The organism is Brevundimonas halotolerans, from assembly GCF_003730275.1.
In the GTDB taxonomy this organism is placed as follows: Bacteria; Pseudomonadota; Alphaproteobacteria; order Caulobacterales; family Caulobacteraceae; genus Brevundimonas; species Brevundimonas halotolerans.
The window spans coordinates 506869-529569 of record NZ_QTTA01000010.1 but is presented as its reverse complement, the minus strand read 5'-3'; the positions used below and the strand labels follow the sequence as shown (position 1 = coordinate 529569).

Below are 22701 nucleotides of genomic sequence, written 5' to 3'. Positions count from 1 at the left end.
TGCACCTGAAGGAAGGTGTGGAGATGATCATGCCCGGCGACAACGCCGAGCTGAACGTCGAGCTGATCACCCCGATCGCCATGGACCAGGGCCTGCGCTTCGCCATCCGCGAAGGCGGCCGCACGGTCGGCGCCGGCGTCGTGTCGAAGATCACGGAGTAAGAGGGACGCTAACGCTCGGCTCGCGGAGCCTCGCTGCTTGAGCGTCAGAAATCCGACCCCCGCCGGAGCGATCCGGCGGGGGTTTTTGTTTGGTCTTCGCCCGGCGCGCGACGAACACGGTAAAGATGCCCGCTTGCCGGTGCGTGGTCTTGTGCCTGTCCTGAACCCTGTCACTCTGGCGGCGTTAAGGATTGGGAAACCATGCGCCGCTCACTTCACATCGGACTCTTCATCGGCACCCTGCTGGGGATGTCGGCCTGTGCCGCTTACGGGCCGCATGATGGCAGCGTGGCCGGACCCTATGGATCGGTCGAAGCGGGTCGCGACCGCTAATCTGGCGCTGATTGCGAAGGAATTCGTGGCGGACGGGGAAAAACCCCCTTATCATCTGTCTGGCGGCAGTCGCTGATTGCGCCGCGTTACGGTTCCCGCCCCCCTAAATGTTACTCATCGCCATCGTCGTCGTTCTGCTTCTCATCGTGCTGAACGGCCTTTTCGCCATGACCGAATTGGCGGTCGTGACATCCCGCCGGTCCAAGCTTCAGAGTCGCGCCGAACGCGGCGATCGCGGTGCCCGCTCGGCGCTCAAGCTGTCGGAAGACCCCACCCATTTCCTGTCGGCGGTCCAGGTCGGGATCACCCTGATCGGCATTCTGGCGGGTGCCTATGGCCAGGCGGCGATCGCCGGTGATCTGAACCGGATTCTCGAGGCCGCCTTTCCGGCGCTGAACGCCTATACCGAAGTCTTCTCGACCCTGCTGGTGGTGATCTGCATCACCTATGTCTCGCTGATCGTCGGTGAGCTGGTGCCCAAGCGCCTCGCGCTGATCTTCCCCGAGAGCATCGCGGCCAAGATGGCGGCGCCGATCTCGACCGTGGCCATCATTCTGCACCCCTTCGTACTGCTGCTGACGGCCTCGACCTCCGGGATTCTCAAGATCATGGGCGTCAAGGATCGGGACGGCTCGGACGTGACCCAGGAGGAGGTCGAGTCGATGATCGCCGAGGGCACGGCCTCCGGCCTGATCGAGCCCGAAGAGCAGGAGATGATCGAGGAGATCCTGCGCCTCGGTGACCGGCCCATCCGGGTGGCCATGACGCCGCGCCACGAGGTCTTCTGGATCGCGCTGGACGAGGAGGAGGGCGCCCTGCGTGACGAAATCCGCACCTGTCCCTATTCGCGGATCGTCGTAGCCCGCGACGCCGACGTCGATAATCCCCTGGGCGTTGTGCACAAGAAGGACCTGCTGGACAGCCTGCTCGACAATGGCGAGTTCAATGTCGAGAAACTGGTCCAGACCCCGGCCTTCATTCCCCAGTCGACCTCGGTGCTGAAGGCGCTGGGCATCATGAAGGCGTCCAAGGTCCACATGGCCTTCCTCGTCGACGAATACGGTGCCTTCGAAGGGGTGGTCACCGTCACCGATCTGCTGGAAATGATCGCCGGCGACTTCGACGAGGGCCATGACGAGGAAGAGGCCTATATCCGCCGCCGCGAAGACGGCAGCTGGCTGGTCGACGGTCAGGCCGATATCGAGGAATTGGCCGATACGCTCGGGGAGGATTTCGGCGAGGTCGATGGCTTCCACACCGTCGCCGGCCTGATCCTGCACCAGCTGTCGCGCGTGCCGGACGAGGGCGAGGTTCTCCAGGTCGGCCGGTTCGAGGTCGAGGTCATCGATATGGACGACCGTCGCATCGACAAGCTGCTGTTCCGGGCGGTGATTGCGCCCGATCCATCGACGGCCGGTCCGGAGCGCGACTGACCCTTGGTCGACGGGCTGTCATAATGCTTGTCGCCGCATCAATGCCTGCTTGAAATGCGCCGCGCGCTGGGGCATACGCCCCTTCTGGTCAAGACCGCGCGCCGATGGGTCCGCCCACGGCGCGTTGTTCATTGTCCGGGCCACAGGAGTGTAGCTCAGCTGGTAGAGCATCGGTCTCCAAAACCGAGGGTCGTGGGTTCGAGTCCCTCCACTCCTGCCATTTCCCCTGTTGCCATCGCCTGGGAATGCCCATGTGAGGGTAACAGTCAGAAAGTTTGAAGAGACAGCATATGGCCAAGGCGAAAACACCGGGCGGACGTCGGACGGCGGGGGGCAAGGGCCCGGTCGCCGCCCAGACCGTTTCCGTCGATACCCCGGCGCCGAAAAAGCGGACCTCGCCGGTCCAGTTCTTCTCCCAGGTTCAGGCCGAGGGTCGCAAGATCGTCTGGCCGAGCCGCAAGGAGACCTGGATCACCTCGGTGATGGTGTTCATCATGGTGCTTCTGGCCGCCGCCTTCTTCTTCGTGGTCGATTTCGGCCTGAGCGCGATCTCGCAGCGCATTCTCGCCATCGGCACCTGAGGATTTCGACATGACTGATGCCGCCCCCGCCGCCGCGCCCGCCAATCCCCGCCACAAGTGGTATATCGTCCACGCCTACTCCAACTTCGAAAAGAAGGTGAAGCAGCACCTGGAAGATCAGGCACGCCAGCAGGGACTGAGCGACTATTTCTCGGAAATCCTGGTCCCGGCTGAAGAGGTCGTCGAGATCCGCCGCGGTCGCAAGATCAACGCCGAACGCAAATTCATGCCCGGCTATGTGCTGGTCAAGATGGAGCTGACGGACGAGGCCTACCACCTGGTCAAGAACACACCCAAGGTCACCGGCTTCCTCGGCGCCCAGGGCGGCACCAAGCCGCTGCCGGTCTCGGAGCGTGAGATCCAGAACATCATCGGCACCTCGGAAGAGGGCGTCGAGCGGCCCAAGCCCCGCATCCACTTCGACATCGGCGAGACCGTCAAGGTCGTCGACGGTCCGTTCGCCAGCTTCGACGGACAGGTCGAAAGCGTCGACGAGGACAACGCCCGCCTGCGCGTGGCCGTGTCCATCTTCGGCCGCCCGACCCCGGTCGATCTGGAATACAACCAGGTGGAAAAGGTCTCGGGCTAGACCCCGCCACCCATTTGCCAATCGGCGCCGCGTCCGCTATACGCGCGCCTCGCTCTGATCAGGGCGGTGCGGGCTTGCTCGCATAAATCCGTGGGAGGCCGCCATGCCGCACCACGGCTCATCCGCAGGGATTGATTTCCCCGCTTCATAGGAGAGACCAATGGCCAAGAAGATTCTCGGCTACATCAAGCTGCAGGTGCCCGCGGGCTCCGCCACGCCTTCGCCCCCGATCGGGCCGGCGCTCGGCCAGCGCGGCGTCAACATCATGGGCTTCTGCAAGGAGTTCAACGCGCGCACCGAGAAGGAAGCCAAGGGCACCCCGCTTCCGACCGTCATCACTGTCTACCAGGACAAGAGCTTCACCTTCATCACCAAGACGCCCCCGGCGACCTGGTATCTGAAGGAGGCGACCAAGCTGAAATCGGGCGCCAAGGCCACCGGTCGCGAGACCGTCGGCAAGATCACCCGCACCCAGCTGCGCGAGATCGCCGAGAAGAAGATGAAGGACCTGAACGCCAACGACATCGAGGCCGCGGCCAAGATCATCGAAGGCTCGGCCCGCGCCATGGGCCTGAACGTGGTGGAGGCCTAAGCCATGACCAAGCAAACCAAGCGTATCAAGGCCTGGACCGGCAACCGTGAAACGGCCCTGCCGTTCGCCGAGGCCATCAAGACCGTCAAGGACAACGCCAAGGCCAAGTTCGACGAGTCGATCGAGATCGCCGTCAACCTGGGCGTCGACCCCCGTCACGCCGACCAGCAGGTCCGCGGTGTCGTCAACCTGCCGTCCGGCACCGGCCGTGACGTCCGCGTGGCCGTCTTCGCCAAGGACGCCAAGGCCGATGAAGCCCGGGCTGCCGGCGCCGAGCACGTGGGTGCCGAGGATCTGTACGAGAAGATCAACGGCGGCTTCATGGAGTTCGACCGCGTCATCGCCTCGCCCGACATGATGGCCCTCGTCGGCCGTCTGGGTAAGGTGCTGGGCCCGCGCGGCCTGATGCCGAACCCCAAGGTCGGCACCGTGACCCCGAACGTCGCCCAGGCCGTCAAGGACGCCAAGGGCGGTGCGGTCGAGTTCCGCGTCGAGAAGGCGGGCATCGTCCACGCCGGCATCGGCAAGGCCTCGTTCGCCCAGGACGCCCTGGAAGCCAACGTCAAGGCGATGGTGGACGCCCTGGTCCGCGCCCGTCCGTCGGGCGCCAAGGGCACCTACGTCAAGCAGATCAGCCTGTCCTCGACCATGGGACCGGGCGTCAAGGTCGACCCGGCCTCGCTGGGCGCCTGATCCTCACGGATCGCTGACGACAAGACTGAGGGCGGTGGGCAACCACCGCCCTTTTTCGTGCGCGTCGTGTTGCTGTGACGCTTGCACAGCCCGGCCGGGGCCGGAAGGATGGCCGACCTGCCTCCGGAGTTTATGCATGCGCCGTCTTCTGTCCCTGATCGCCGTCGTCGCCGCCCTGCTGGCGATGCCGTCGCTCGCCGCAGCCCAGGCCGTCGCGCCGGACCCGGACCTCGCCGGGCGCCAGGCCCTGGCGGTGCGCTATATCGAACTGTCGATGGGCGGAAACGTCCGCGAGCAGGTCGAGGGCTGGATCGAGACCGACCTCTCCCAGTCCGACGACATGACGGACGAGGAGCGGGCGTGGATGCGCAACAACATGCCCGGCCTGATGCTGGCCATGATCGAGGGGCTGAGCGCGGACCTGGCGCCCATCTATGCGGAGACGTTCACGACCGAGGAACTGGAGGCCATGGTCGCCTTCTTCGAATCTCCCATCGGCCGGTCGATTGCCACCAAACAGTTCGAACTGGCCGAGCGCGAACAGGCCGTCGTCGCCATCCATATGCTGACCTTCGTCGAGTCCATGTGGTCGAAATACTGCGCCGCGTTCGAGTGCGAGGACTCCCTGATGCTTCCGGGCGCCGCCATGCCCAAGACCGGGTCGGGACTGCGGCATTGATTTTTCTGCGGGGCGCTGTATGAAGCGCGCCTTGATCGGGCTCTCGGGCCTGATCTGCCTGTCCGAGAACTTCGGGGCGTGGGGGCCACCCATGCCATAAACGTCAGAGAGCCCTCTGGTACCGTGGGGAGATGGGGATGCAGACGACGCCCTCCGGCCTGCGCTCGCGCGGTCGGCATGGCCTCCGAGCTTCCTTCGGACATTACGACCGGCACACACGCCTCGCGGCGACGCGAACGCGTATGGGCCATCTCGTCGTCGGGAATAAGCCCGGCGATGAACCTCAAGACTGGAGACCGCAATGGACCGCGCACAAAAGGCCGAGTCGATCGAGACGCTGAAGGGCGTGTTCGCCGACGCCGGCGCCGTGGTCGTGACCCACAACCTGGGTCTGACCGTTGCGGACATGGAAGACCTGCGTGGCCGCCTTCGCAAGGAAGGTGGCGCGTTCAAGGTGATCAAGAATCGCCTGGCGCTCAAGGCGCTCGAAGCCGAAGACGGCAGCGACTACCACGGCCTGTTCAAGGGTCCCGTGGGCATCGCCTATGCCGACGATGCGGTGACGGCTGCCAAGGTCACCGCCGAATTCGCCAAGGGCAACGACAAGTTCGTCGTTCTGGGCGGCTTCATGGGTGACAAGGTTCTGGACGCGAAGGGCGTGGAGACTCTCTCCAAACTGCCGTCGCTGGATCAGATCCGCGCCTCGCTGCTGGGCCTGCTCAATGCTCCCGCGACCAAGGTCGCCGGCGTCGTTCAAGCCCCGGCGTCCCAACTGGCCCGCGTTTTCAGCGCCTATGCCGCCAAGGACGCCGCGTAAGCGGACCGACCTCTTTCATCTCTGCAACCTCTCTACTGAACCCCAATCCTCCGAAGGAAAACTCAAATGGCCGATCTCGCCAAAATCGTTGAAGACCTGTCCGCCCTGACCGTCCTGGAAGCCGCCGAGCTGTCCAAGCTGCTGGAAGAAAAGTGGGGCGTGTCCGCCGCCGCTCCGGTCGCCATGGCCATGCCCGCCGGTGGTGGCGCCGGTGCTCCGGCTGAAGCCGCTGAAGAGCAAACCGAGTTCACCGTTGTCCTGATCGACGGCGGCGACAAGAAGATCAACGTCATCAAGGAAGTCCGTGGCGTGCGTTCGGACCTGGGTCTGAAGGAAGCCAAGGACCTGGTCGAAGGCGCTCCGCAGAACGTCGTCGAGAACGTTTCCAAGCAGAACGCCGACGAAATCGCCAAGAAGCTGACGGAAGCCGGCGCCAAGGTCCAGATCAAGTAATCTGGCGCCATTCGGCACTGTGACAATCGAGCGGCCCCGGTGGATCTCCGCCGGGGCCGTTTTCGTGCGGGCAACCCGGAACCTTCCCGGCGCCCGGGGGCTCTCCCCCGACAAAGGAGACCCGCATGAAGATTCTGATGGTTCTGACATCGCACGACCAGCTCGGCGACACCGGCAACAAGACCGGCTTCTGGCTCGAAGAGTTCGTGGCCCCCTATTATTTGCTCAACGATGCCGGAGCCGACATCACCCTGGCCTCGCCCGCAGGCGGCCAGCCGCCGATCGATCCGAAGAGCGACAGTCCGGATGCCCAGTCCGACGACACCCGCCGGTTCAAGGACGATGCCGAAGCCAGGGCCCAACTGGCCAGCACCCTCAAACTGTCCGACGTCAAGGCGGCTGACTATGACGCCGTCTTCTATCCCGGCGGCCACGGCCCGCTGTGGGACCTGGCCGAGGACGCCGACTCCATCGCCCTGATCGAGGCCTTCGCCCGGGCAGACAAGCCAACGGCCTTCGTCTGCCATGCCCCCGGTGTTCTGAAATCGGTCAGGGGCAAGGACGGCGACTTGCTGGTCAAGGGCCGCAAGGTTGCCGGCTTCACCAACAGCGAGGAAGACAGCGTCGGCCTGACGGACGTCGTGCCCTTCCTGGTCGAGGACATGCTGAAGCAAGCCGGCGCCGACTATCGTCGCGGTGATGACGGGGCGGCCTTCGCGGTCGTCGATGGTACGCTGGTAACCGGCCAGAACCCGGCCTCATCGGCGATCACGGCCGAAAGGCTGCTTGAAGTTCTGAAACGCTAGGCGCTGCTATGCCCCGGGGCTGATATCAGCTCCGGGGGCACAGCATCCTCAGTCCCGCATCGGCGACAGGATGTCGCCCAGACGGTCCGGCGTGCCGGGGATCCGCTCCAGACGCGGATAGCGCAGGCCGTCGTGGTAATCGATTTCCAGCGTCCGGCTGCCTCGCGCATTGCGCACTTCCAGCACGATCGGCGCGGTTGAGATCGTGGCGGCCGTGATGGCGTTCGACAGCACCTGCGGCGAGGCCCGCTCGCCATTTACCGACACCAGCGTCCAGCCCGCGCCGATCCCAGCGTTGAAGATCGGGCTGTCCCACTGCACGGCAACAATGCGGTTGCCGCCCGCCAGATAGAAGCCCAGCGAATAGAGGTAGTCACCCGGTCCGCTGCCGTTGATGCGCGTCTCCACCTCGGTCGGGCTGTCGGTGTAGACGAGGCGATAGCCGCTGCGTTCGATGCCATCCAGCGGCACCTCGGCGTCGGGGCCGACGGCGTCCAGACGGTCGCGCAGGAAGCCGGCCCAGTCGTGCGGCACCACCGCATTCAGCGCCGTGACGATGTCGTCGAACGTATAGGGCGTCGCGGTCCACGACCCGTCGTCGATGCCAAAGAACAGTTTGGCAAAGTCGTTCAGCGACTTGGTATCGCCCGTCTTCTCGCGGATCAGGGTGTCGGCATCCAGCCAGATCAGGGCGGATTCGCGGTAATAGTCGCCCGTGCCGCGCATCCACGACGGCCAGGGGCTGGAGGCCCGGTATCCCAGCAGATTGTTGTTGGTCGTGTCCTGCAGCGACCGCCATTCGCGTCCGGACTGATACTCATAGAAGGCCGCGATCCCGGCGAAGGAGGCCAGCGCCTCCTCCTTGGTGCCCAGCCCCGATCGCGCGGTCAGCACTTCGCCCCAGTATTCCGTCTGGCCCTCATAGACCCACAGCAGGGTGTTCTGGACCGGCACATTGAAGTTGGGCGTCAGCTGGTCGCCGGGCCGGCGGAACTTGCCGTTCCACGAGTGCACGAACTCGTGCGGCAGCAGGGTCCGCGTGCCGTGGCTGGCTTCCCAGCCGTCGCCGAAGAAGTTGGGCGGGGCGGTGTTCTCGCTCGACCGGTGATGCTCCAGCCCGATGCCGCCCATCTCGCGGGTCAGGCCCAGCAGGAACTCATACTTGTCGAAATGGCGCGACCCGAACAGCAGATCGGCCTCATCGACCAGCGCCTCGTACTTCGCCAGCTGTTCGCGCGTCGGCGCGATCTGCTCGGGCTGGTCGGCGACGATATGCAGGGTCACGGGCGACCGCCCGCCGGGGTCGAGGTCATAGGATTTGTAATGCGCGCCGGCGAACATGGGGCTGTCGGCCAGCGTCTCGAGGCTGACGGGGGCAAAGGTCGCCACCCCGTCCTCGAACGACACCGTGTCCATGGCCACGCCATACTGCCAGCCGTCCGGCAGGCGGATCGAGGGGGCAAAGGTGATGCGGCTGTGACGATATCCCGCAGGATAAAGCACCGCCTTCTCCCACTGCAGGTTCAGCATGGACGAGGCCATCACCACGCGCCAGTTGCTGGCGTCCGGCTGGGTCAGCCACTGGAACTCGACCACGATCTCGTCGACGCCCCCGGGCACCTCGATGTGGAAGGCATAGGGATCGATGGTGTCGCGCAGCCACTCGATCCGGTCGCCGTCGCCGTGAATGGTCAGTCCTGCGATCAGCTGGATCGGGCCCGTCGGCGCATGATTGCCGGGAATGAATTTCGGATACAGCAGGGTCAGGGGCCCGGCGCTGACGGGAATGGTCTGGCGCACGCTGACGATCTTGCGATCGATGTCGGTGGCATCGACCTCATAACGGATCACACCCGGATAGGCCTGATCGACCGGCGCCGGGATTTCCGGCAGGGCCCGGGGCAAGGCGGGCGTGCCCACCTGGGCCAGGGCGGGTGCTGCCATACCGAGGCTGAGGGCGATGGCCAGGGCGGAAACGGTCAGACGAAGGCGCATGGAATACTCGCGGGTCATGAAGGGAGCGGCGCCAGTTCGGACCAGTCCGCCCCCCGGGTCAACCCTGATGACCGCTCACCCCATGTTTACGTGACGTGATCTTGGCAGGGGGCGGCTGGCGGGCTACGCCATCTGCCAACACCTCTCAGGGAGATATGACATGGCCGATCTGGCATCCGTGACCGAACACATCCGCGCCGCCGTGGGCGACAACTCCGGCCTCGGCAAGACCGTCAAGCTGGACCTCGGCGATCAGGGCGTCATCTACATCGACGGTGCCTCCGTGCCGAACAACGTCACCAACGAAGACAAGCCCGCCGACGCCACCGTCTCCATGGCCTGGGACGACTTCATGGCCCTGTCGGAAGGCAAGCTGGATCCGATGATGGCCTTCATGCAGGGCAAGCTGAAGATCACCGGCGACATGATGATCGCCCAGAAGCTGGCCCCGCTGCTGAAGCGCTAGGCTGTTTGCGTTCTCCCTCCCCTTCATGGGGAGGGATGTCGGCGCCAAGCGACGACAGGGTGGGGAACGCCGGTCCCGCACCGCCGGCGCCCGGCTTCACCCTTCCCCACCCGGTCGCTTCGCGACCACCCTCCCCACGAGGGGGAGGGAGAAGGAGACCTCCCCATGGAATTCCAGCACAGCGACAAGGCCCTTCACTGGCAGGAGCGCGTCCGCCGCTTCCTGGATGACAAGGTCCTGCCGCGCGAGGCCGAATACTGGGCCCAGGTGCGCGAGGATTCGACTCGCCAGCCCCCGGCCATGGACGAGATGAAGGCCCAGGCGCGCGAGGCGGGCCTGTGGAACATGTTCCTGCCCGGCGATCACGGCGCGGGACTGACCAACCTCGAATACGCCCCGCTGGCCGAGATGATGGGCCGCCATCTGTGGACGGCCGAGGTGTTCAACTGCAACGCCCCCGACACCGGCAATATGGAAGTCCTCCATATGTACGGGAACGAGGCCCAGCAGGCGAAATGGCTGAAGCCCCTGATGGCCGGCGAGATCCGCTCGGCCTTCCTGATGACCGAGCCCGAGGTCGCCTCATCCGACGCCACCAACATCCAGACCCGGATCGAGCGCGACGGCGACCACTATGTGATCAACGGCCGCAAATGGTGGTCGACCAATATGGGCCATCCGAACGTCGCCATGACCATCGTCATGGGCAAGACCGACACCGGCGCCGCCACCCACGCCCAGCAGTCGCAGATCATCGTTCCCGTCGACACCCCGGGCTTCCGCGTCGAGCGGATGCTGTCGGTGTTCGGTTATGACGAAAAGCCGATCGGCCACGCCGAGGTGGTGCTGGAAAACGTCCGCGTGCCGGTCGAGAATCTGATCGCCGGCGAGGGCCGGGGCTTCGAGATCGCCCAGGGGCGCCTCGGGCCCGGTCGTATCCACCACTGCATGCGCGTCATCGGCATGGCCGAACGGGCGCTGGAACTGATGGTTCAGCGGCTGCTGTCGCGCACCGCCTTCCGCAAGTCGCTGGCCGAGCATTCGGTCTGGGAACAGCGGGTCGGCGAGGCCCGCACGAATATTGAGATGTGCCGTCTGTCGGTCCTGAAAGCGGCCTGGATGATCGATCAGGCCGGTGCCAAGAACGCCAAGTCCGAGATCGCCCAGATCAAGGTCGCCGCGCCGCGCATGGCCTTGCAGATCATCGACGACGCCATTCAGGCCCATGGCGGTGCCGGCGTCTCGGCCGATACGCCGCTGGCCGAAATGTACGCCATGGTCCGCACCCTGCGCATCGCCGACGGTCCGGACGAGGTTCACAACCGCTCCATTGCGCGTCTCGAATACGCCAAACACGGCGGGCGTCCGGTTCGCTGAACCCCGCCGTTTTTGCGGCAACGCCCCGGCGGCTGATACGTTAGGTCGACTCGCGTCGGGCTCGTGGGCTCGATCCTCCCGCGCCAGACACCGGAGACACCCATGAACGCGCCCGCTACCGTTCAGGATCAGAGTGCCCGGGATGTGGCGCGCTATCAGGCCTCGCGCCGCGTCATGCCGGCCCTGGCCGAGGGCCTGTCGGCCGAGGACCTGCAGGCCCAGTCCATGCCGGACTGCAGCCCCGGCAAATGGCATCTGGCCCACACCACCTGGTTCTATGAGGCGCTGATCCTCAGCCGCGATCCGGACTATCGGCCGTTCGACCCCGTCTGGTTCACCCTGTTCAACTCCTACTACGACGGCGTGGGCGAGCGGATCGCCCGCGACCGGCGCAGCCTGATCACCCGGCCGTCGCTGGACGACGTGATGGCCTATCGCCGCGAGATCGACCGCCGCATGGTCGAGCGCCTGCGTGCCGGTCTGACGGACGGGGAGGGGCGCTATCTGTTCGTGCTCGGCCTCAACCACGAACAGCAGCATCAGGAGCTGTTCCTGATGGATCTGCTGAACCTGATGACAGGCTCGCCACTGGATCCTGCGGCCTATGACCGGGAGCCCGGCTGGCGCAGCGACCAGACGCCGCGCGGTGGCTGGGAGGCCTTCGACGGCGGGCTCGCAACGATCGGCCATGATGGCGCCGGCTTCGCCTTCGACAATGAAGGGCCGGCTCACCCGGTCCACCTGCAGCCCTTCCAGCTGGCCCGTGATCTGGTGACCAATGGTCAGTGGCTGGAGTTCATGGCCGATGGGGGCTATCGCCGTCCCGAACTGTGGCTGTCCGACGGCTGGGCCACGGCCCGGACCGAAGGCTGGCAGGCCCCGCTTTACTGGCAGTCCGACGACGCGGGCTGGACCGTCATGACCCTGACGGGCCGCCAGCCCGTCGATCCCGAAGCCCCCGTCTGCCACATCAGCCTGTATGAGGCCGACGCCTTCGCCCGCTGGTCCGGCGCCCGTCTGCCGACCGAGGCCGAATGGGAGCACGCGGCCCGCACCCGCCCCGACGCCTTCGCAGGCCTCGACGGTCAGGTCTGGCAGCACACGGCCAGCGCCTATGCCCCCTATCCGGGCTTCCGGACCACGCCCGGCGTCGCGGCCGAGTACAACGGCAAGTTCATGGCCAATCAGGGGGTGCTGCGCGGCTCGTGTTTCGCCACCCCGCCCGATCATCGCCGCCTGACCTACCGCAACTTCTATTATCCGCATCAGCGCTGGGCCTTCGCGGGCCTGCGTCTGGCGCGCGATGCTGACCCCCAACCCGGAGCCCGGATGCCTGTTGACGACGAGACCGCACAGTTCAGGGCCGATCTGGTCGAGGGTCTGTCAAAGCCGCAGAAAGCCCTGTCACCCAAATGGCTCTACGACGCCGAGGGCTCGCGCCTGTTCGAGGACATCACCCGCCTGCCGGAATACTACCCCACGCGTCAGGAGACCGCCCTGCTACGCGACATGGCCCCCGACATCGCGCGGTTCATGGGCGAGAACGCCGTGCTGGTCGAGTTCGGCTCGGGCGCCAGCGAAAAGACCCGCATCGTCCTGGATCAGGCCCCGGATCTGGCCATCTATATGCCGATCGACATCAGCACAGACGCGCTGGATGCCGCCACTGACCGCATCCGCGAGGCCTATCCCGATCTGGAGGTCAGCCCCGTCGCCGGCGACTTCCTCGACCTGCCGCCCCTGCCGGAACTGGGCAAGGGACCGCGCACCGGTTTCTTTCCCGGCTCGACCATCGGCAACTTAACGACTGAGCTGGCGATCCACTTCCTGACCTCGGCACATGAGCGGCTGGGCGCAGGGTCGCACTTCATTCTCGGGGTCGATCTGGTCAAGCCGGCGGATCTGCTGGTCGCCGCCTATGACGATGCCCAGGGCGTCACCGCCGCCTTTAATCTGAACCTGCTGGCGCGCGCCAATCGCGAGCTGGACGCCGACTTCGATCTCGACAGCTTCGAGCACCGCGCGGTCTGGAACGCGGACCGCTCGCGGATGGAGATGCATCTGGTTTCGACGCGGAATCAGGTTGTGACGCTGGACGACACCCGCTTCCGCTTTGTCGAGGGGGAGACCCTGCACACCGAAAGCTCACGGAAATTCACGCGCGAGACGATCGTCGAACTGGTGGAAAAGGCTGGCTGGCGGCTGGTCGACTGGCGCGAGTCGAACTCGCCCGCCGTGGCCCTCGCCCTGCTTCAGGGCTGAGGGCAGACATTACGCTTATTCGGGGCTGGGCGCGCCCGTCGTGGTTTCCGGCTGACGGGTGCCGTGCGAGGCCTCGCCGCCCTTGCGGCCGGCCTGGGCGGCAAGGGCCCGGTCCTGGGAGAAGCTGCGCTTTTCGCTGGGCACGCTGGCACCGCCCTTGCGGGCGATGGCGCGCTGGCGCTCGGGGTCCATCGAGGCAAAGCCTCGTTTCGAGACTCCGGACGGGCGGGCGGGGGGCTTGGCCTCGGCCATGGTGTTGACCTTTCTGACAAATCGAGAACTGTGCAGAAAGAACCCCGTGGCCCCCGTCCGGTTCCGCTTACGGAGGGCTGCGACGTTCCGACTCAGGGGAGAACCGCATCCCCTGTCCGGCCAGCGCCCGGTCCGACACGAATGGATTGTCCCGCCGCTCGGCGCCAAAGGTCGAGTGCGGACCGTGGCCGGGCACAAACGTCACATCATCCCCCAGCGGCCAGAGCTTGGTTACGATGCTGGTCACCAGCGCCCGCGGATCGCTCTGGGGAAAGTCGGTCCGCCCGACCGAGCCCTTGAACAGCACATCCCCGACCTGGGCAAAGCGCGCCGCCTCGCAATAGAAGATCACATGGCCGGGCGTATGGCCCGGGGTGCGAAACACCTGCCAGCGCGTCTGGCCCAGCGTCAGCTCGTCGCCTTCGTCCAGCCAGCGGGTAGGCGTGAATGACCGCGCTTCGGGCAGGCCGTACATCTGCCCCTGCGCCGGAATGCCGTCGATCCAGAACTGGTCGTCGGGATGCGGCCCGATGATCGGCGCGCCGGAAATCTCGTTCAACTCGGCCGCTCCGCCCGCATGATCCAGATGGCCGTGGGTGATCCAGATCTGCTCCATCTCCAGCCCGCGCCGCTGGATTTCCGCCAGAATGGCGGGCCCGGAGGCGCCCGGATCGATGACGGCGGCCTTCTTCGTCGCCGTGCACCAGACGACGGTGCAATTCTGCTGCAGGGGCGTGACCGGGCTTATGAACAGGCCGAGGGGGGAGGGGGATGCGCTCATCCCCCAGACATAGGACGGGGCGGCGCGCCTGTGAACCGCCCCCGGGACGTGCCGCGCGTTGACCTTTGGCGGCGTTCTCGACATAAGGGCGGGCTTCGAGGCGCCGCTCCGCAAGGGGCGGCCCTGTTTGCTTATCCCACCACGCGCGCGGTCCGAAGACGGTCGCGCCCCAGAGCGTCAGATCGTCCATGCAAGTCGTTGAAAAGTCCGCCGCCGGCCTCAGCCGCGTGATCGAGGTTATCGTTCCCGCCACTGAGCTGAACGAAAAGCTGGATGCCCGCATCAAGGAAGTGGCCCCCCAGATGAAGCTCAAGGGCTTCCGTCCGGGCAAGGTGCCGGCCTCGCATGTGCGCAAGGCCTATGGGCGGGACTTCATGGGCGAGATCGTCAACGCCACCCTGAACGAGTCCAGCCAGAAGGCTCTGGAAGACGCCAAGCTCCGCCCGGCCGCTCCGGCCGAGATGAAGCTGACCAGCGACATGGACAAGGTCGTCGCCGGCCAGGCCGACCTCGCCTATGAAATGTCGCTCGAGGTCATGCCCGACTTCACCCCGGTCGACCCCAAAACGCTGAAGCTGGAGCGCCCGGTCTACGAGGCGACTGACGCCGACATCGAAGAGACCCTCAAGGAACTGGCCTCGCAGTCCAAATCCTACGAGGACAAGACCGGCAAGACGGTCAAGGCCGCCGACGGCGACCAGCTGACCATCGATTTCGTCGGCAAGATCGACGGTGAAGCCTTCGAGGGCGGCTCGGCCGAGGACGCCGATCTGGTCATAGGTTCCAACCGCTTCATCCCGGGCTTTGAAGAGCAACTCAAGGGCGCCAAGGTCGGCGAGGAAAAGGTCGTCGAGGTGACCTTCCCCGAGGACTATCAGGCCGCCCATCTGGCCGGCAAAAAGGCCGCCTTCGACGTGACCGTCAAGGCGATCAAGGCCGAGGCCGAAACGAAGATCGACGACGAGTTCGCCAAGCGTCTGGGTCTGGAAGACCTGGAGAAGCTCAAGGGCATCCTCAAGGACAACCTTAACCAGCAGTACACCAACGCCGCCCGCTTCAAGCTGAAGCGCGCCCTGCTGGACCAGCTGGACGCCGGCCACAGCTTTGACCTGCCGCCCAAGATGGTCGAGGCCGAGTTCGATGGCATCTGGCGTCAGGTCGAGGCCGACAAGGAAGCCGGTCGCCTGCCCGAGGAAGACGCCAAGAAGTCCGACAAGGCGCTCAAGGAAGAGTACCGCAAGATCGCCGAGCGTCGCGTGCGCCTGGGTCTGGTGCTGGCCGAAATCGGCCGGGCCAACAACGTTGGCGTCACCGATCAGGAGCTGAACAACGCCCTGATGGCCGAAGCCCGCAACTATCCTGGTCAGGAGCGTCAGGTGCTGGACTTCTACCGCCAGAACCCCGAGGCCGCCGCCCAGATGCGCGCCCCGATCTATGAGGAAAAGGTCTGCGAGCTGATCTTCGGTCAGGCCGAAATGACCGACAAGCCGATCAGCAAGGAAGACCTGATGAAGGAAGACGACGAGGGCTGATCCCTCCGTCATCCTGACCCCTTCAACGCCCGGCCGCAGCCCCTGCGCCGGGCGTTTTGCTGTGCGGGAGGCGCCTCTGGTGCCCTTCTCCCTTCGTGGGAGAAGGTGTCAGGCGGAGCCTGACGGATGAGGGGGACGTTTGCGCCCGCATGGGACGTGACCCGTCTGGCCTCGACCCGCCCCCCTCATCCGAGCCGCGCTGCGGCCCACCTTCTCCCCCGGGGGGAGAAGGACTGCTGAGCCGACGCCCTCAGATAGGATAGCTGCCGCCGAATTCCCCAACCCTTTCAACACCCCTCCCGCTTCCCGGACCGTTCTTCCCGACGCGGTCCAGCGGTGTGCAACCCTTCACCCGTCTCCGTCGCAGGAGAGGCGCCTCGGGACCCAGGCACTGATGCGGCGGCGGGGGCCGGTCGAGCGGGATTGCCCGGGGCGAAACCCCGGGGTCCGGGGCGTTTCTGGACGCCTCGCCCGTCGCGGGCCGAGAGACTGGGACCTGCTGTCGAACCGGGACAGGCGAAGTCGGGCGCACAAGCATCCGGGTGCCCGACCCCCGGCGGAAGAGACAGTCCCCCCAGGCGCTCGCGTGAACCGACCGGGGCGGCGCACAGGTCAGGTGCCGAAAATCACACACGCTCCCTGACGGCGAAAGCACGGGAGCACCGGTTCCGGGCCCCCGGCCCATGCGCCGCCCACCTCTCCACAACCTCTGCCCCAAGGGCGAGAGGGGCCTTTGCGTGGGCGCTTCACCACCTGACATTACAACGATGTAATGCACCTCGCGCCACCGACGGCTTTATGGCCTTGGCGCGTTTGAGGGGTACTGCGTCCCCGCCTGTATCTGTCCGGAGTTCTCCATGCTGGCCGCCACTGCCCTCGCTGCCCTGCTAGCCACGGCCGCGCCCCAGGATCCGCCGGTGCAGGACCCGCCGGTCCAGGATCCCACCGGAACCCGCGTCGATGACATTGTCGTCCTGGGCCGTCCGCTGGACGAGGCGGCCCGCGACTTCGTCTACAGCCTGTCGGTGCCCGCGCGGGGCCGGGGCCTGGCCCGCTGGCGCGATACCGTCTGTGTCGGCGTGGTCAATCTGCGCGGCGAGGCGGCCCAGTATCTGGCCGATGTCATCTCGACCCGGGCCGAGGATCTGGGGCTGGAGATCGGCGCGCCCGGCTGTTCGCCCAATGTCATCATCACCTTTGCCGATGACGGGGCGCAGATGGCGCGCGCCATGGTCGAGGCCGAACCCTCGGCCTTCCGCGTCGGCGGGTCGGGCATGGATCTGGGCCGCGCGGCGCTGGGTCGCTTTCAGGAAGGCGACGCCCCGGTTCGCTGGTGGCACATGGCCCTGCCGATCAATTCCGAGACGGGCCGGATCGCCGTGCGTATTCCCGGCGAGACGGACAATGAGGGCAATCCCTCGGCCCCCTCAATCAGCACCTTCGGGTCGCTGCTGACCACCATCATCCGCGACGACCTGAACAAGGTCATTGTGATCGTCGATGTGGACGGCGTCGCCCACCTGACCGCGCCCCAGCTGGCGGACTATCTGTCGATGGTGTCCCTGGCCCAGATTGATCCGCGCGGCGAGATCGCTGGCTTCCCCACCATTCTGAATGTGCTGGACAATCCCGCCGCTGCCGACAGCATGACGGACTGGGATCTGGCCTTCCTTGAGGCCCTTTACCGGGACGATCGTGCCATGCGCCGCAACCCGGCGGTGCTGGCCTCCAGCATCGCCTCCGACCTCGCCCGGGACCTGCGCGCGGAGCAGGAGGCGGCGCCCGAAAACTGACGCGCCTTGCGCCGGGTCCCTCGCATCGCGATATTCCGGGTCTCATACGGGCACGACCGCCGAGTCGCGCCCCCTCTGCAGTCAAGAAGGCCTTCATGCGCGATCCGATCGAACTGATGAACATGAACCTCGTGCCCATGGTGGTCGAGCAGTCCAGCCGGGGTGAGCGCGCGTTCGACATCTTCTCGCGCTTGCTGCGTGAGCGGATCATCTTCCTGACCGGTCCGTTCGAGGACGGCATGGCCAGCCTGATCTGCGCCCAGCTGCTGTATCTGGAATCGGAAAACCCGAAGAAGGAAATCAGCATGTATATCAACAGCCCCGGCGGTCAGGTGACCTCGGCGCTCGCGATCTACGACACCATGCAATACATCAAGTCGCCGGTCTCGACGGTGGTCATGGGCATGGCTGCATCGGCCGGTTCGCTGATCCTGACGGCGGGCGAGGCCGGGCACCGGATCGCCCTGCCGAACGCGCGCATCATGGTCCACCAGCCCTCGGGTGGCTTCCGCGGCACCGCCTCGGACATCGAGCGTCACGCCGAGGACATCATCAAGACCAAGCGCCGCCTGAACGAAATCTACGTCCACCACACCGGCCGCACCTATGAGGAAGTCGAAAAGACCCTCGACCGCGACCATTTCATGAGCGCGGATGAGGCCAAGAGCTGGGGCATCGTCGATCACGTCTATGATCGCCGCCAGCAGGCTGACGAAGACGGCATCAAGACGGTCTGACCGGCTCCGTCCGGTGCCGTGCTAGGGTCCGCTGATGCAACACACGCGTGATCTCAAGGGTGTCGTCCAGGTAGACGGCGAGGACTACGAATGGGAGGTGCGGCGTCAGCCGCAGCGGACCACAGGCAATGAATGGCAAGGGATCGGAATTGCCCTGCGGCAGAAGGGCGCCCAGCGCGAGGCGATCGTCATGTTTCCGATGATCATGCGGGCCAACGGCATTCCCAATTTCGAGCGCCAGAGGATCAATGTCGAAAGCGTCCGCAATGCGGTGGCTTCGGCGATTGCGGCAGGCTGGGATCCGACCTCGCGCGGCAAGGTCGTGGTCTTCGACGTGGACGCTGACGGCCGTTAGCAGGGGGCCCGGGGCATCGTCGATCACGTTTGCGACAGGCGCCAGCAAGCCGATGCAGTCGGCATCAAGACCGTATAAGGTCTGCCGTCACAACATTCGGTGGGCCCTGATGGGCCGCCGGTACGGAGGTCGGAATGATCGGTTCCCTTATGGCGGCTGCGCTTGCGGTGTCGGCGTTCCAGGATCCTCCGGTCGCGCCGGCTCCGCCCCAGGATCCGACCGTCTATCGGCTCGAGGACATTGTGGTCGAGGGCACCCGGCTGGAGGAACGCACCGCCGAATACGTCCGCGAGGTCGCGGCCCCCGCCCGGGGGCGTGGACCGGCGCGCTGGCGTGAAGGGGTGTGCGTCGGAGCCGCCAATTTCGATCCCGAGGTCGCGCAGTATCTGATCGACCGCGTCTCTGATGTCGCCCGCGACCTCGGCCTTTCCGCCGGGCAGCCCGGCTGTGAACCCAGCATCCTGATCATCGGCACGACCGATGGCGCCAGCTTTACCCGCGAGTTTGTCGAGATGCGTCCGCGCCTGTTTCGGGTCGGCGGATCGGGTATGGACCGGGGGCGGGCAGCGTTCGAAGATTTCACGAGCGCGGATCGTCCGGTGCGCTGGTGGCATGTCAGCATGCCGACGGACTCCGAGACCGGTCAGCGGACGGTCCGTTTACCCGGCGAAATGCGACCCATGCCGAACCTTGATCCCCGGCAGGACGCGCTTGGGTACGCGCCGATCACACGGGTGCCGGTTGCGTCGCGCATCCAGTCCTCTGTCGAGGACCGGATGATGCGCTCCTTCGTCATCATCGACGTCGACAAACTGGGCGGTGTTTCGCTGGAGCAGCTGGGCGATTACGTCGCCATGGTCGCTCTGGTCCAGGTCAATCCGGACGCCGATACGGGGCGCTACGAGACCATCCTGAACCTGTTCGAACAGCCCGACAGCATTGCCGGCCTGTCCGGCTGGGACCGGGCCTATATGGAAGGCATCTATGCCACGCGCCCGGGCCGGATCAGCACCATGGCCCAGGTCCAGTCCATCACCCAGGCGATCCTCAGCGCCTATCGCGGTCAGCTGGAAGAGGAGTGAGCGCACACGGACGCCCGACCGCCGCGCTCTCCTCACACGAACGTATGTCGATCAGTCGGCCGTCACCGGTCCGCTCAAACGTCAGGCCGTCGCCGGCCCGGCACCGGGCTTCATAGACCCCGGCGTCCGGGGTGCGCCCCCGGAACGCCGCCTCAGTGACGTCGCAGGCCGCGGCCTCGGTCCCGGCCAGCCACAGTTGGACCTCGCGGGCTCTTTCGGCGGCGTCGGTAAAGCCGCACTCACCGCCCTGGGCCTCGACGACCAGGCAGGAGGTCACCGTCCGGCTGTCCGCACCCTCAAGCCAGGCCCCGTCGCGATCCCGGCAGCCGACCTCGATCAAGGGATGGCGGTCGGCATCCAGCCCCAGCACGGCCACGGCATCGATCTCGCAGTCGACCCCCGCGTCCCGCGCCCGGGCCGTCAGCTCCGGCACCGGATCGGTGTTGCCGACCAGCTGGCACTGGGGCGGATTGGCCTGCCGCATCCGGTTCGGTCGCCGGTCCAGCCGGATCCCCTGCAGCATCAGGCATGGGTGCACGACGGCCGGGCGGGCGTCGAGGATCAGATAGCCCGCGCCCTCACGACAGGCGATCTCGTACAGACCGTCCCCACTGGCGTCATAGCCGCGCAGGTCGACCTCCCGGACGCTGCAGTCCAGCCGGGCGTCCGCCACCAGCCGCTCTCCATCCGCGTCCACGGCGAATGACGGGCGTGTGCGGGCGGCCGATTCCTGCGCCATGGCAGGCGCAGCCGAAAGGGCGAGCAGGAACAGGCTGGCCAGAAGACGTCGCATGGCCTCAGGGTCGCTGTCGAAAGCGGCGAAAACCGGGATGGGCCGCCCGGGCCAGCATCTCGGCATCGCCCGAGGTATCGCCATAGGCGGCCTCCAGCACGACATCGGGGCCATAGGCGCGGATCAGTCGCTCGACCTTTTCCTCGCCGCGACAGTTCTCGCCGACGAAGGCTCCGGTGACGCGGCCGTCGTGATCAAGGGCCAGCTCTGTGCCCAGCAGAGCCTCGGCCCCCAACCGCCGGGCGAACGGCGCCACCGTCAGCGCGGGCGAGGCCGTGACGATGACCCGGTGCGCACCCTTCTTGCCCCAGTCCTCCCAGCAGGCCAGGGCATCGGGTCGCATGAACCGGTGCCAGACCTGATCGGCGAAGCGTTCGGCCTCTTCGGACAGCTGCAGGGCCTCGACGCCGTCCAGAAACTGCGCCACCGCAGCCGCCTTGATCCGCCCCCGGTCCCGGTCGACTAGATAGCGGGCCGTTGCCGGGCCCAATGCGGCCAGACCCGCAAGCCAGCCGGTGGTTCCTGCTCGCCAGCGCAGGAAGGCGGTGAAACTGTCGGCCACGGTCAGGGTGCCGTCAAAGTCAAACGCGACAAGCGGGCCGGAAAGGGAAGGGGACTGGGGCAGAACGAACACTCATCGGGTCTGGCGGCGGGCAGGTCTGATCCCTATGTCAGAACTTCGCCTTGATGACAGGTCAAGTCGAAAACAGGGATCGTCCCCAATCCGGTTGGCCGGATGGGGTTGTCGCCTCGCCCCGGATAGGGGATTGTCAATTTTTGAAGACCTTCGGACCTATCGTTTCGGAATCAGGTTCGCAGGAAGCGCGAATTCCCCGTATGGCGGGTTCGTGGAAGTGAGAAGGGTCGATGACCAAAGCCGCCGGTACAGACGCTAAAAGTACGCTCTATTGCTCGTTTTGCGGCAAGAGCCAGCACGAGGTCCGCAAGCTGATTGCCGGACCGACGGTGTTCATCTGCGATGAATGCGTCGAACTGTGCATGGATATCATCCGCGAAGAGCACAAGATCGGCTTCGTCAAGGCCAAGGACGGCGTGCCGACACCCAAGGAAATCCGCGAGGTCCTCGACGACTATGTGATCGGTCAGAGCCACGCCAAGAAGGTCCTCTCGGTCGCGGTCCACAACCACTACAAGCGCCTGAACCACGCGGCCAAGAACAACGACGTCGAACTGGCCAAGTCGAACATCATGCTGATCGGGCCGACCGGCTCGGGCAAGACGCTGCTGGCCCAGACGCTGGCGCGCATCATCGACGTGCCCTTCACCATGGCCGACGCCACGACCCTGACCGAAGCCGGTTATGTCGGTGAAGACGTCGAGAACATCATTCTGAAGCTGCTGCAGGCGTCGGACTACAACGTCGAGCGGGCCCAGCGCGGCATCGTCTACATCGACGAGATCGACAAGATTTCGCGCAAGTCGGACAATCCCTCAATCACCCGCGACGTCTCGGGCGAGGGCGTGCAGCAGGCCCTGCTGAAGATCATGGAAGGCACCGTGGCCTCCGTTCCCCCGCAGGGCGGCCGCAAGCATCCCCAGCAGGAGTTCCTGCAGGTCGACACCGCCAACATCCTGTTCATCGTCGGCGGCGCATTCGCCGGCCTCGAAAAGGTGATTTCGGCCCGTGGCGAAGGGGCCTCGATCGGCTTCGGCGCCAAGGTCAAGGAAGTCGACGAGCGCCGCATGGGCGACGTGCTGAAGCAGGTCGAGCCCGATGATCTGATGCGCTTCGGCCTGATCCCCGAGTTCATCGGCCGTCTGCCTGTGCTGGCCACGCTTGAGGATCTGGACGAGGAAGCGCTGGTCACCATCCTGACCCAGCCCAAGAACGCCCTGGTCAAGCAGTACAAGCGCCTGTTCGAGATGGAGAACGTCGAACTGACGTTCACCGATGACGCGCTGAACGCGGTCGCCGGCAAGGCCATCAAGCGCAAGACGGGGGCCCGCGGCCTGCGTTCGATCCTGGAAGGGATCCTGCTCGAAACCATGTTCGAGCTGCCGACCTTCGAAGGCGTCGAGGAGTGCGTGGTCAACGCCGAGGTCATCGAGGGCAAGGCGCAGCCGCTGCTCATCTATGCCGACAAGAAGAAAAAGGCCGACGGCGCGGCCTGACGACCG

25 protein-coding genes and 1 tRNA gene are annotated in these 22701 nt (G+C 65.7%); 21 read left to right on the top strand and 5 right to left on the bottom strand.

The genetic code is table 11. The features are described from left to right. The 12 genes from EG854_RS06050 to EG854_RS06000 all read left to right on the top strand — a co-directional run. A partial coding sequence (locus tag EG854_RS06050) for an EF-Tu C-terminal domain-related protein (RefSeq protein ID WP_478209853.1) occupies positions 1 to 161 on the top strand: 161 nt, incomplete at its 5' end. Positions 162 to 362: 201 nt separating this feature from the next. Further along, positions 363 to 494 (top strand): hypothetical protein, encoded by a 132-nt coding sequence (locus EG854_RS13355; RefSeq protein ID WP_260155582.1) that lies wholly within the window; start codon positions 363 to 365, stop codon positions 492 to 494. 107 nt (positions 495 to 601) lie between these two features. Then, positions 602 to 1927, top strand: coding sequence for a hemolysin family protein (locus EG854_RS06045; protein WP_183211125.1), 1326 nt, complete (start codon positions 602 to 604; stop codon positions 1925 to 1927). 144 nt (positions 1928 to 2071) lie between these two features. Then, positions 2072 to 2147 (top strand) — tRNA-Trp (locus EG854_RS06040). 70 nt (positions 2148 to 2217) lie between these two features. After that, positions 2218 to 2508: a preprotein translocase subunit SecE gene (gene secE, locus EG854_RS06035; RefSeq protein WP_123286820.1), complete on the top strand. Its 291-nt coding sequence runs from the start codon at positions 2218 to 2220 to the stop codon at positions 2506 to 2508. A gap of 10 nt (positions 2509 to 2518) precedes the next feature. Beyond that, positions 2519 to 3097, top strand: coding sequence for a transcription termination/antitermination protein NusG (nusG, locus tag EG854_RS06030; protein WP_123286818.1), 579 nt, complete (start codon positions 2519 to 2521; stop codon positions 3095 to 3097). A gap of 160 nt (positions 3098 to 3257) precedes the next feature. Continuing rightward, positions 3258 to 3689, top strand: a complete 432-nt coding sequence (rplK, locus tag EG854_RS06025) for a 50S ribosomal protein L11 (RefSeq protein ID WP_123286816.1) — start codon at positions 3258 to 3260, stop codon at positions 3687 to 3689. A gap of 3 nt (positions 3690 to 3692) precedes the next feature. Further along, positions 3693 to 4382: a 50S ribosomal protein L1 gene (rplA, locus tag EG854_RS06020; RefSeq protein WP_123286814.1), complete on the top strand. Its 690-nt coding sequence runs from the start codon at positions 3693 to 3695 to the stop codon at positions 4380 to 4382. Between the two features lie 136 nt (positions 4383 to 4518). Further along, positions 4519 to 5061, top strand: a complete 543-nt coding sequence (locus tag EG854_RS06015) for a DUF2059 domain-containing protein (protein WP_123286811.1) — start codon at positions 4519 to 4521, stop codon at positions 5059 to 5061. A gap of 301 nt (positions 5062 to 5362) precedes the next feature. Then, entirely contained in the window at positions 5363 to 5878 is a 516-nt protein-coding gene (rplJ, locus tag EG854_RS06010; RefSeq protein WP_123286809.1) for a 50S ribosomal protein L10, read from the top strand. 66 nt (positions 5879 to 5944) lie between these two features. Next, positions 5945 to 6331 (top strand): 50S ribosomal protein L7/L12, encoded by a 387-nt coding sequence (gene rplL, locus EG854_RS06005; RefSeq protein WP_123286807.1) that lies wholly within the window; start codon positions 5945 to 5947, stop codon positions 6329 to 6331. A 125-nt stretch (positions 6332 to 6456) separates the two neighbouring features. Continuing rightward, positions 6457 to 7137, top strand: a complete 681-nt coding sequence (locus tag EG854_RS06000) for a type 1 glutamine amidotransferase domain-containing protein (protein WP_123286805.1) — start codon at positions 6457 to 6459, stop codon at positions 7135 to 7137. A 48-nt stretch (positions 7138 to 7185) separates the two neighbouring features. Here EG854_RS06000 and EG854_RS05995 read toward each other — a convergent pair whose 3' ends face one another. After that, positions 7186 to 9132 carry a M61 family metallopeptidase gene (locus tag EG854_RS05995; protein ID WP_123286910.1) on the bottom strand — a complete coding sequence of 649 codons (1947 nt, stop codon included), beginning with the start codon at positions 9130 to 9132 and terminating at the stop codon, positions 7186 to 7188. 160 nt (positions 9133 to 9292) lie between these two features. Here EG854_RS05995 and EG854_RS05990 point away from each other — a divergent pair, with 160 nt between their 5' ends. From EG854_RS05990 to egtB, 3 genes are all read left to right on the top strand, one after another. Beyond that, entirely contained in the window at positions 9293 to 9598 is a 306-nt protein-coding gene (locus EG854_RS05990) for an SCP2 sterol-binding domain-containing protein (protein ID WP_123286803.1), read from the top strand. A gap of 165 nt (positions 9599 to 9763) precedes the next feature. After that, the gene (locus tag EG854_RS05985; protein WP_123286801.1) at positions 9764 to 10975 is read left to right on the top strand and encodes an acyl-CoA dehydrogenase family protein; all 1212 of its coding nucleotides are present in this window, start codon (positions 9764 to 9766) and stop codon (positions 10973 to 10975) included. A 102-nt stretch (positions 10976 to 11077) separates the two neighbouring features. Then, on the top strand, positions 11078 to 13237 hold the full coding sequence (gene egtB, locus EG854_RS05980) for an ergothioneine biosynthesis protein EgtB (RefSeq protein WP_123286799.1): 2160 nt from the start codon (positions 11078 to 11080) through the stop codon (positions 13235 to 13237). Between the two features lie 15 nt (positions 13238 to 13252). Here egtB and EG854_RS05975 read toward each other — a convergent pair whose 3' ends face one another. Both EG854_RS05975 and EG854_RS05970 read right to left on the bottom strand, forming a co-directional pair. Further along, on the bottom strand, positions 13253 to 13489 hold the full coding sequence (locus EG854_RS05975; protein WP_123286797.1) for a con-10 family general stress protein: 237 nt from the start codon (positions 13487 to 13489) through the stop codon (positions 13253 to 13255). Positions 13490 to 13556: 67 nt separating this feature from the next. After that, entirely contained in the window at positions 13557 to 14270 is a 714-nt protein-coding gene (locus EG854_RS05970; RefSeq protein ID WP_123286795.1) for an MBL fold metallo-hydrolase, read from the bottom strand. Between the two features lie 188 nt (positions 14271 to 14458). Here EG854_RS05970 and tig point away from each other — a divergent pair, with 188 nt between their 5' ends. The 5 genes from tig to EG854_RS05945 all read left to right on the top strand — a co-directional run bounded on the left by tig (position 14459) and on the right by EG854_RS05945 (position 19769). Then, entirely contained in the window at positions 14459 to 15802 is a 1344-nt protein-coding gene (tig, locus tag EG854_RS05965) for a trigger factor (RefSeq protein WP_123286793.1), read from the top strand. Between the two features lie 857 nt (positions 15803 to 16659). Beyond that, the gene (locus EG854_RS05960) at positions 16660 to 17595 is read left to right on the top strand and encodes a hypothetical protein (protein WP_123286791.1); all 936 of its coding nucleotides are present in this window, start codon (positions 16660 to 16662) and stop codon (positions 17593 to 17595) included. A gap of 95 nt (positions 17596 to 17690) precedes the next feature. Continuing rightward, positions 17691 to 18332, top strand: coding sequence for an ATP-dependent Clp protease proteolytic subunit (locus tag EG854_RS05955; RefSeq protein ID WP_123286789.1), 642 nt, complete (start codon positions 17691 to 17693; stop codon positions 18330 to 18332). A 34-nt stretch (positions 18333 to 18366) separates the two neighbouring features. Further along, positions 18367 to 18687, top strand: a complete 321-nt coding sequence (locus EG854_RS05950) for a hypothetical protein (RefSeq protein WP_123286787.1) — start codon at positions 18367 to 18369, stop codon at positions 18685 to 18687. A gap of 134 nt (positions 18688 to 18821) precedes the next feature. After that, positions 18822 to 19769 (top strand): hypothetical protein, encoded by a 948-nt coding sequence (locus EG854_RS05945; protein WP_164461875.1) that lies wholly within the window; start codon positions 18822 to 18824, stop codon positions 19767 to 19769. Here EG854_RS05945 and EG854_RS05940 read toward each other — a convergent pair. Together EG854_RS05940 and EG854_RS05935 are read right to left on the bottom strand one after the other, a co-directional pair. After that, positions 19735 to 20562, bottom strand: a complete 828-nt coding sequence (locus EG854_RS05940) for a hypothetical protein (RefSeq protein WP_123286783.1) — start codon at positions 20560 to 20562, stop codon at positions 19735 to 19737. The genes EG854_RS05945 and EG854_RS05940 overlap by 35 nt on opposite strands. Positions 20563 to 20566: 4 nt before the next feature. Beyond that, a complete protein-coding gene (locus tag EG854_RS05935; RefSeq protein WP_241153147.1) occupies positions 20567 to 21196 on the bottom strand; it encodes an HAD-IB family hydrolase in 630 nt (209 codons plus the stop codon). Between the two features lie 233 nt (positions 21197 to 21429). On the opposite strand from EG854_RS05935, the gene clpX reads away from it, so the two are divergent. Beyond that, complete coding sequence (gene clpX, locus EG854_RS05930) at positions 21430 to 22695, top strand: ATP-dependent Clp protease ATP-binding subunit ClpX (protein WP_123286781.1); 1266 nt, start codon at positions 21430 to 21432, stop codon at positions 22693 to 22695. The last annotated feature ends 6 nt before the right edge of the window (positions 22696 to 22701 follow it).

What these genes read in the sequence shown, in the direction of transcription:
- EG854_RS05960 (WP_123286791.1), top strand. Translation starts at nt 16,660, where the DNA reads ATGCTGGCCGCCACTGCCCTCGCTGCCCTGCTAGCCACGGCCGCGCCC.
- rplA (WP_123286814.1), top strand. Translation starts at nt 3,693, where the DNA reads ATGACCAAGCAAACCAAGCGTATCAAGGCCTGGACCGGCAACCGTGAA.
- EG854_RS05950 (WP_123286787.1), top strand. Translation starts at nt 18,367, where the DNA reads ATGCAACACACGCGTGATCTCAAGGGTGTCGTCCAGGTAGACGGCGAG.
- rplL (WP_123286807.1), top strand. Translation starts at nt 5,945, where the DNA reads ATGGCCGATCTCGCCAAAATCGTTGAAGACCTGTCCGCCCTGACCGTC.
- EG854_RS05975 (WP_123286797.1), bottom strand. Translation starts at nt 13,489, where the DNA reads ATGGCCGAGGCCAAGCCCCCCGCCCGCCCGTCCGGAGTCTCGAAACGA.
- rplK (WP_123286816.1), top strand. Translation starts at nt 3,258, where the DNA reads ATGGCCAAGAAGATTCTCGGCTACATCAAGCTGCAGGTGCCCGCGGGC.
- EG854_RS05990 (WP_123286803.1), top strand. Translation starts at nt 9,293, where the DNA reads ATGGCCGATCTGGCATCCGTGACCGAACACATCCGCGCCGCCGTGGGC.
- EG854_RS06000 (WP_123286805.1), top strand. Translation starts at nt 6,457, where the DNA reads ATGAAGATTCTGATGGTTCTGACATCGCACGACCAGCTCGGCGACACC.
- secE (WP_123286820.1), top strand. Translation starts at nt 2,218, where the DNA reads ATGGCCAAGGCGAAAACACCGGGCGGACGTCGGACGGCGGGGGGCAAG.
- EG854_RS05995 (WP_123286910.1), bottom strand. Translation starts at nt 9,132, where the DNA reads ATGCGCCTTCGTCTGACCGTTTCCGCCCTGGCCATCGCCCTCAGCCTC.
- EG854_RS05955 (WP_123286789.1), top strand. Translation starts at nt 17,691, where the DNA reads ATGCGCGATCCGATCGAACTGATGAACATGAACCTCGTGCCCATGGTG.
- rplJ (WP_123286809.1), top strand. Translation starts at nt 5,363, where the DNA reads ATGGACCGCGCACAAAAGGCCGAGTCGATCGAGACGCTGAAGGGCGTG.
- EG854_RS05985 (WP_123286801.1), top strand. Translation starts at nt 9,764, where the DNA reads ATGGAATTCCAGCACAGCGACAAGGCCCTTCACTGGCAGGAGCGCGTC.
- EG854_RS06045 (WP_183211125.1), top strand. Translation starts at nt 602, where the DNA reads ATGTTACTCATCGCCATCGTCGTCGTTCTGCTTCTCATCGTGCTGAAC.
- nusG (WP_123286818.1), top strand. Translation starts at nt 2,519, where the DNA reads ATGACTGATGCCGCCCCCGCCGCCGCGCCCGCCAATCCCCGCCACAAG.
- EG854_RS06015 (WP_123286811.1), top strand. Translation starts at nt 4,519, where the DNA reads ATGCGCCGTCTTCTGTCCCTGATCGCCGTCGTCGCCGCCCTGCTGGCG.
- EG854_RS05945 (WP_164461875.1), top strand. Translation starts at nt 18,822, where the DNA reads ATGATCGGTTCCCTTATGGCGGCTGCGCTTGCGGTGTCGGCGTTCCAG.
- EG854_RS05970 (WP_123286795.1), bottom strand. Translation starts at nt 14,270, where the DNA reads ATGAGCGCATCCCCCTCCCCCCTCGGCCTGTTCATAAGCCCGGTCACG.
- egtB (WP_123286799.1), top strand. Translation starts at nt 11,078, where the DNA reads ATGAACGCGCCCGCTACCGTTCAGGATCAGAGTGCCCGGGATGTGGCG.
- EG854_RS05940 (WP_123286783.1), bottom strand. Translation starts at nt 20,562, where the DNA reads ATGCGACGTCTTCTGGCCAGCCTGTTCCTGCTCGCCCTTTCGGCTGCG.
- EG854_RS13355 (WP_260155582.1), top strand. Translation starts at nt 363, where the DNA reads ATGCGCCGCTCACTTCACATCGGACTCTTCATCGGCACCCTGCTGGGG.
- tig (WP_123286793.1), top strand. Translation starts at nt 14,459, where the DNA reads ATGCAAGTCGTTGAAAAGTCCGCCGCCGGCCTCAGCCGCGTGATCGAG.
- clpX (WP_123286781.1), top strand. Translation starts at nt 21,430, where the DNA reads ATGACCAAAGCCGCCGGTACAGACGCTAAAAGTACGCTCTATTGCTCG.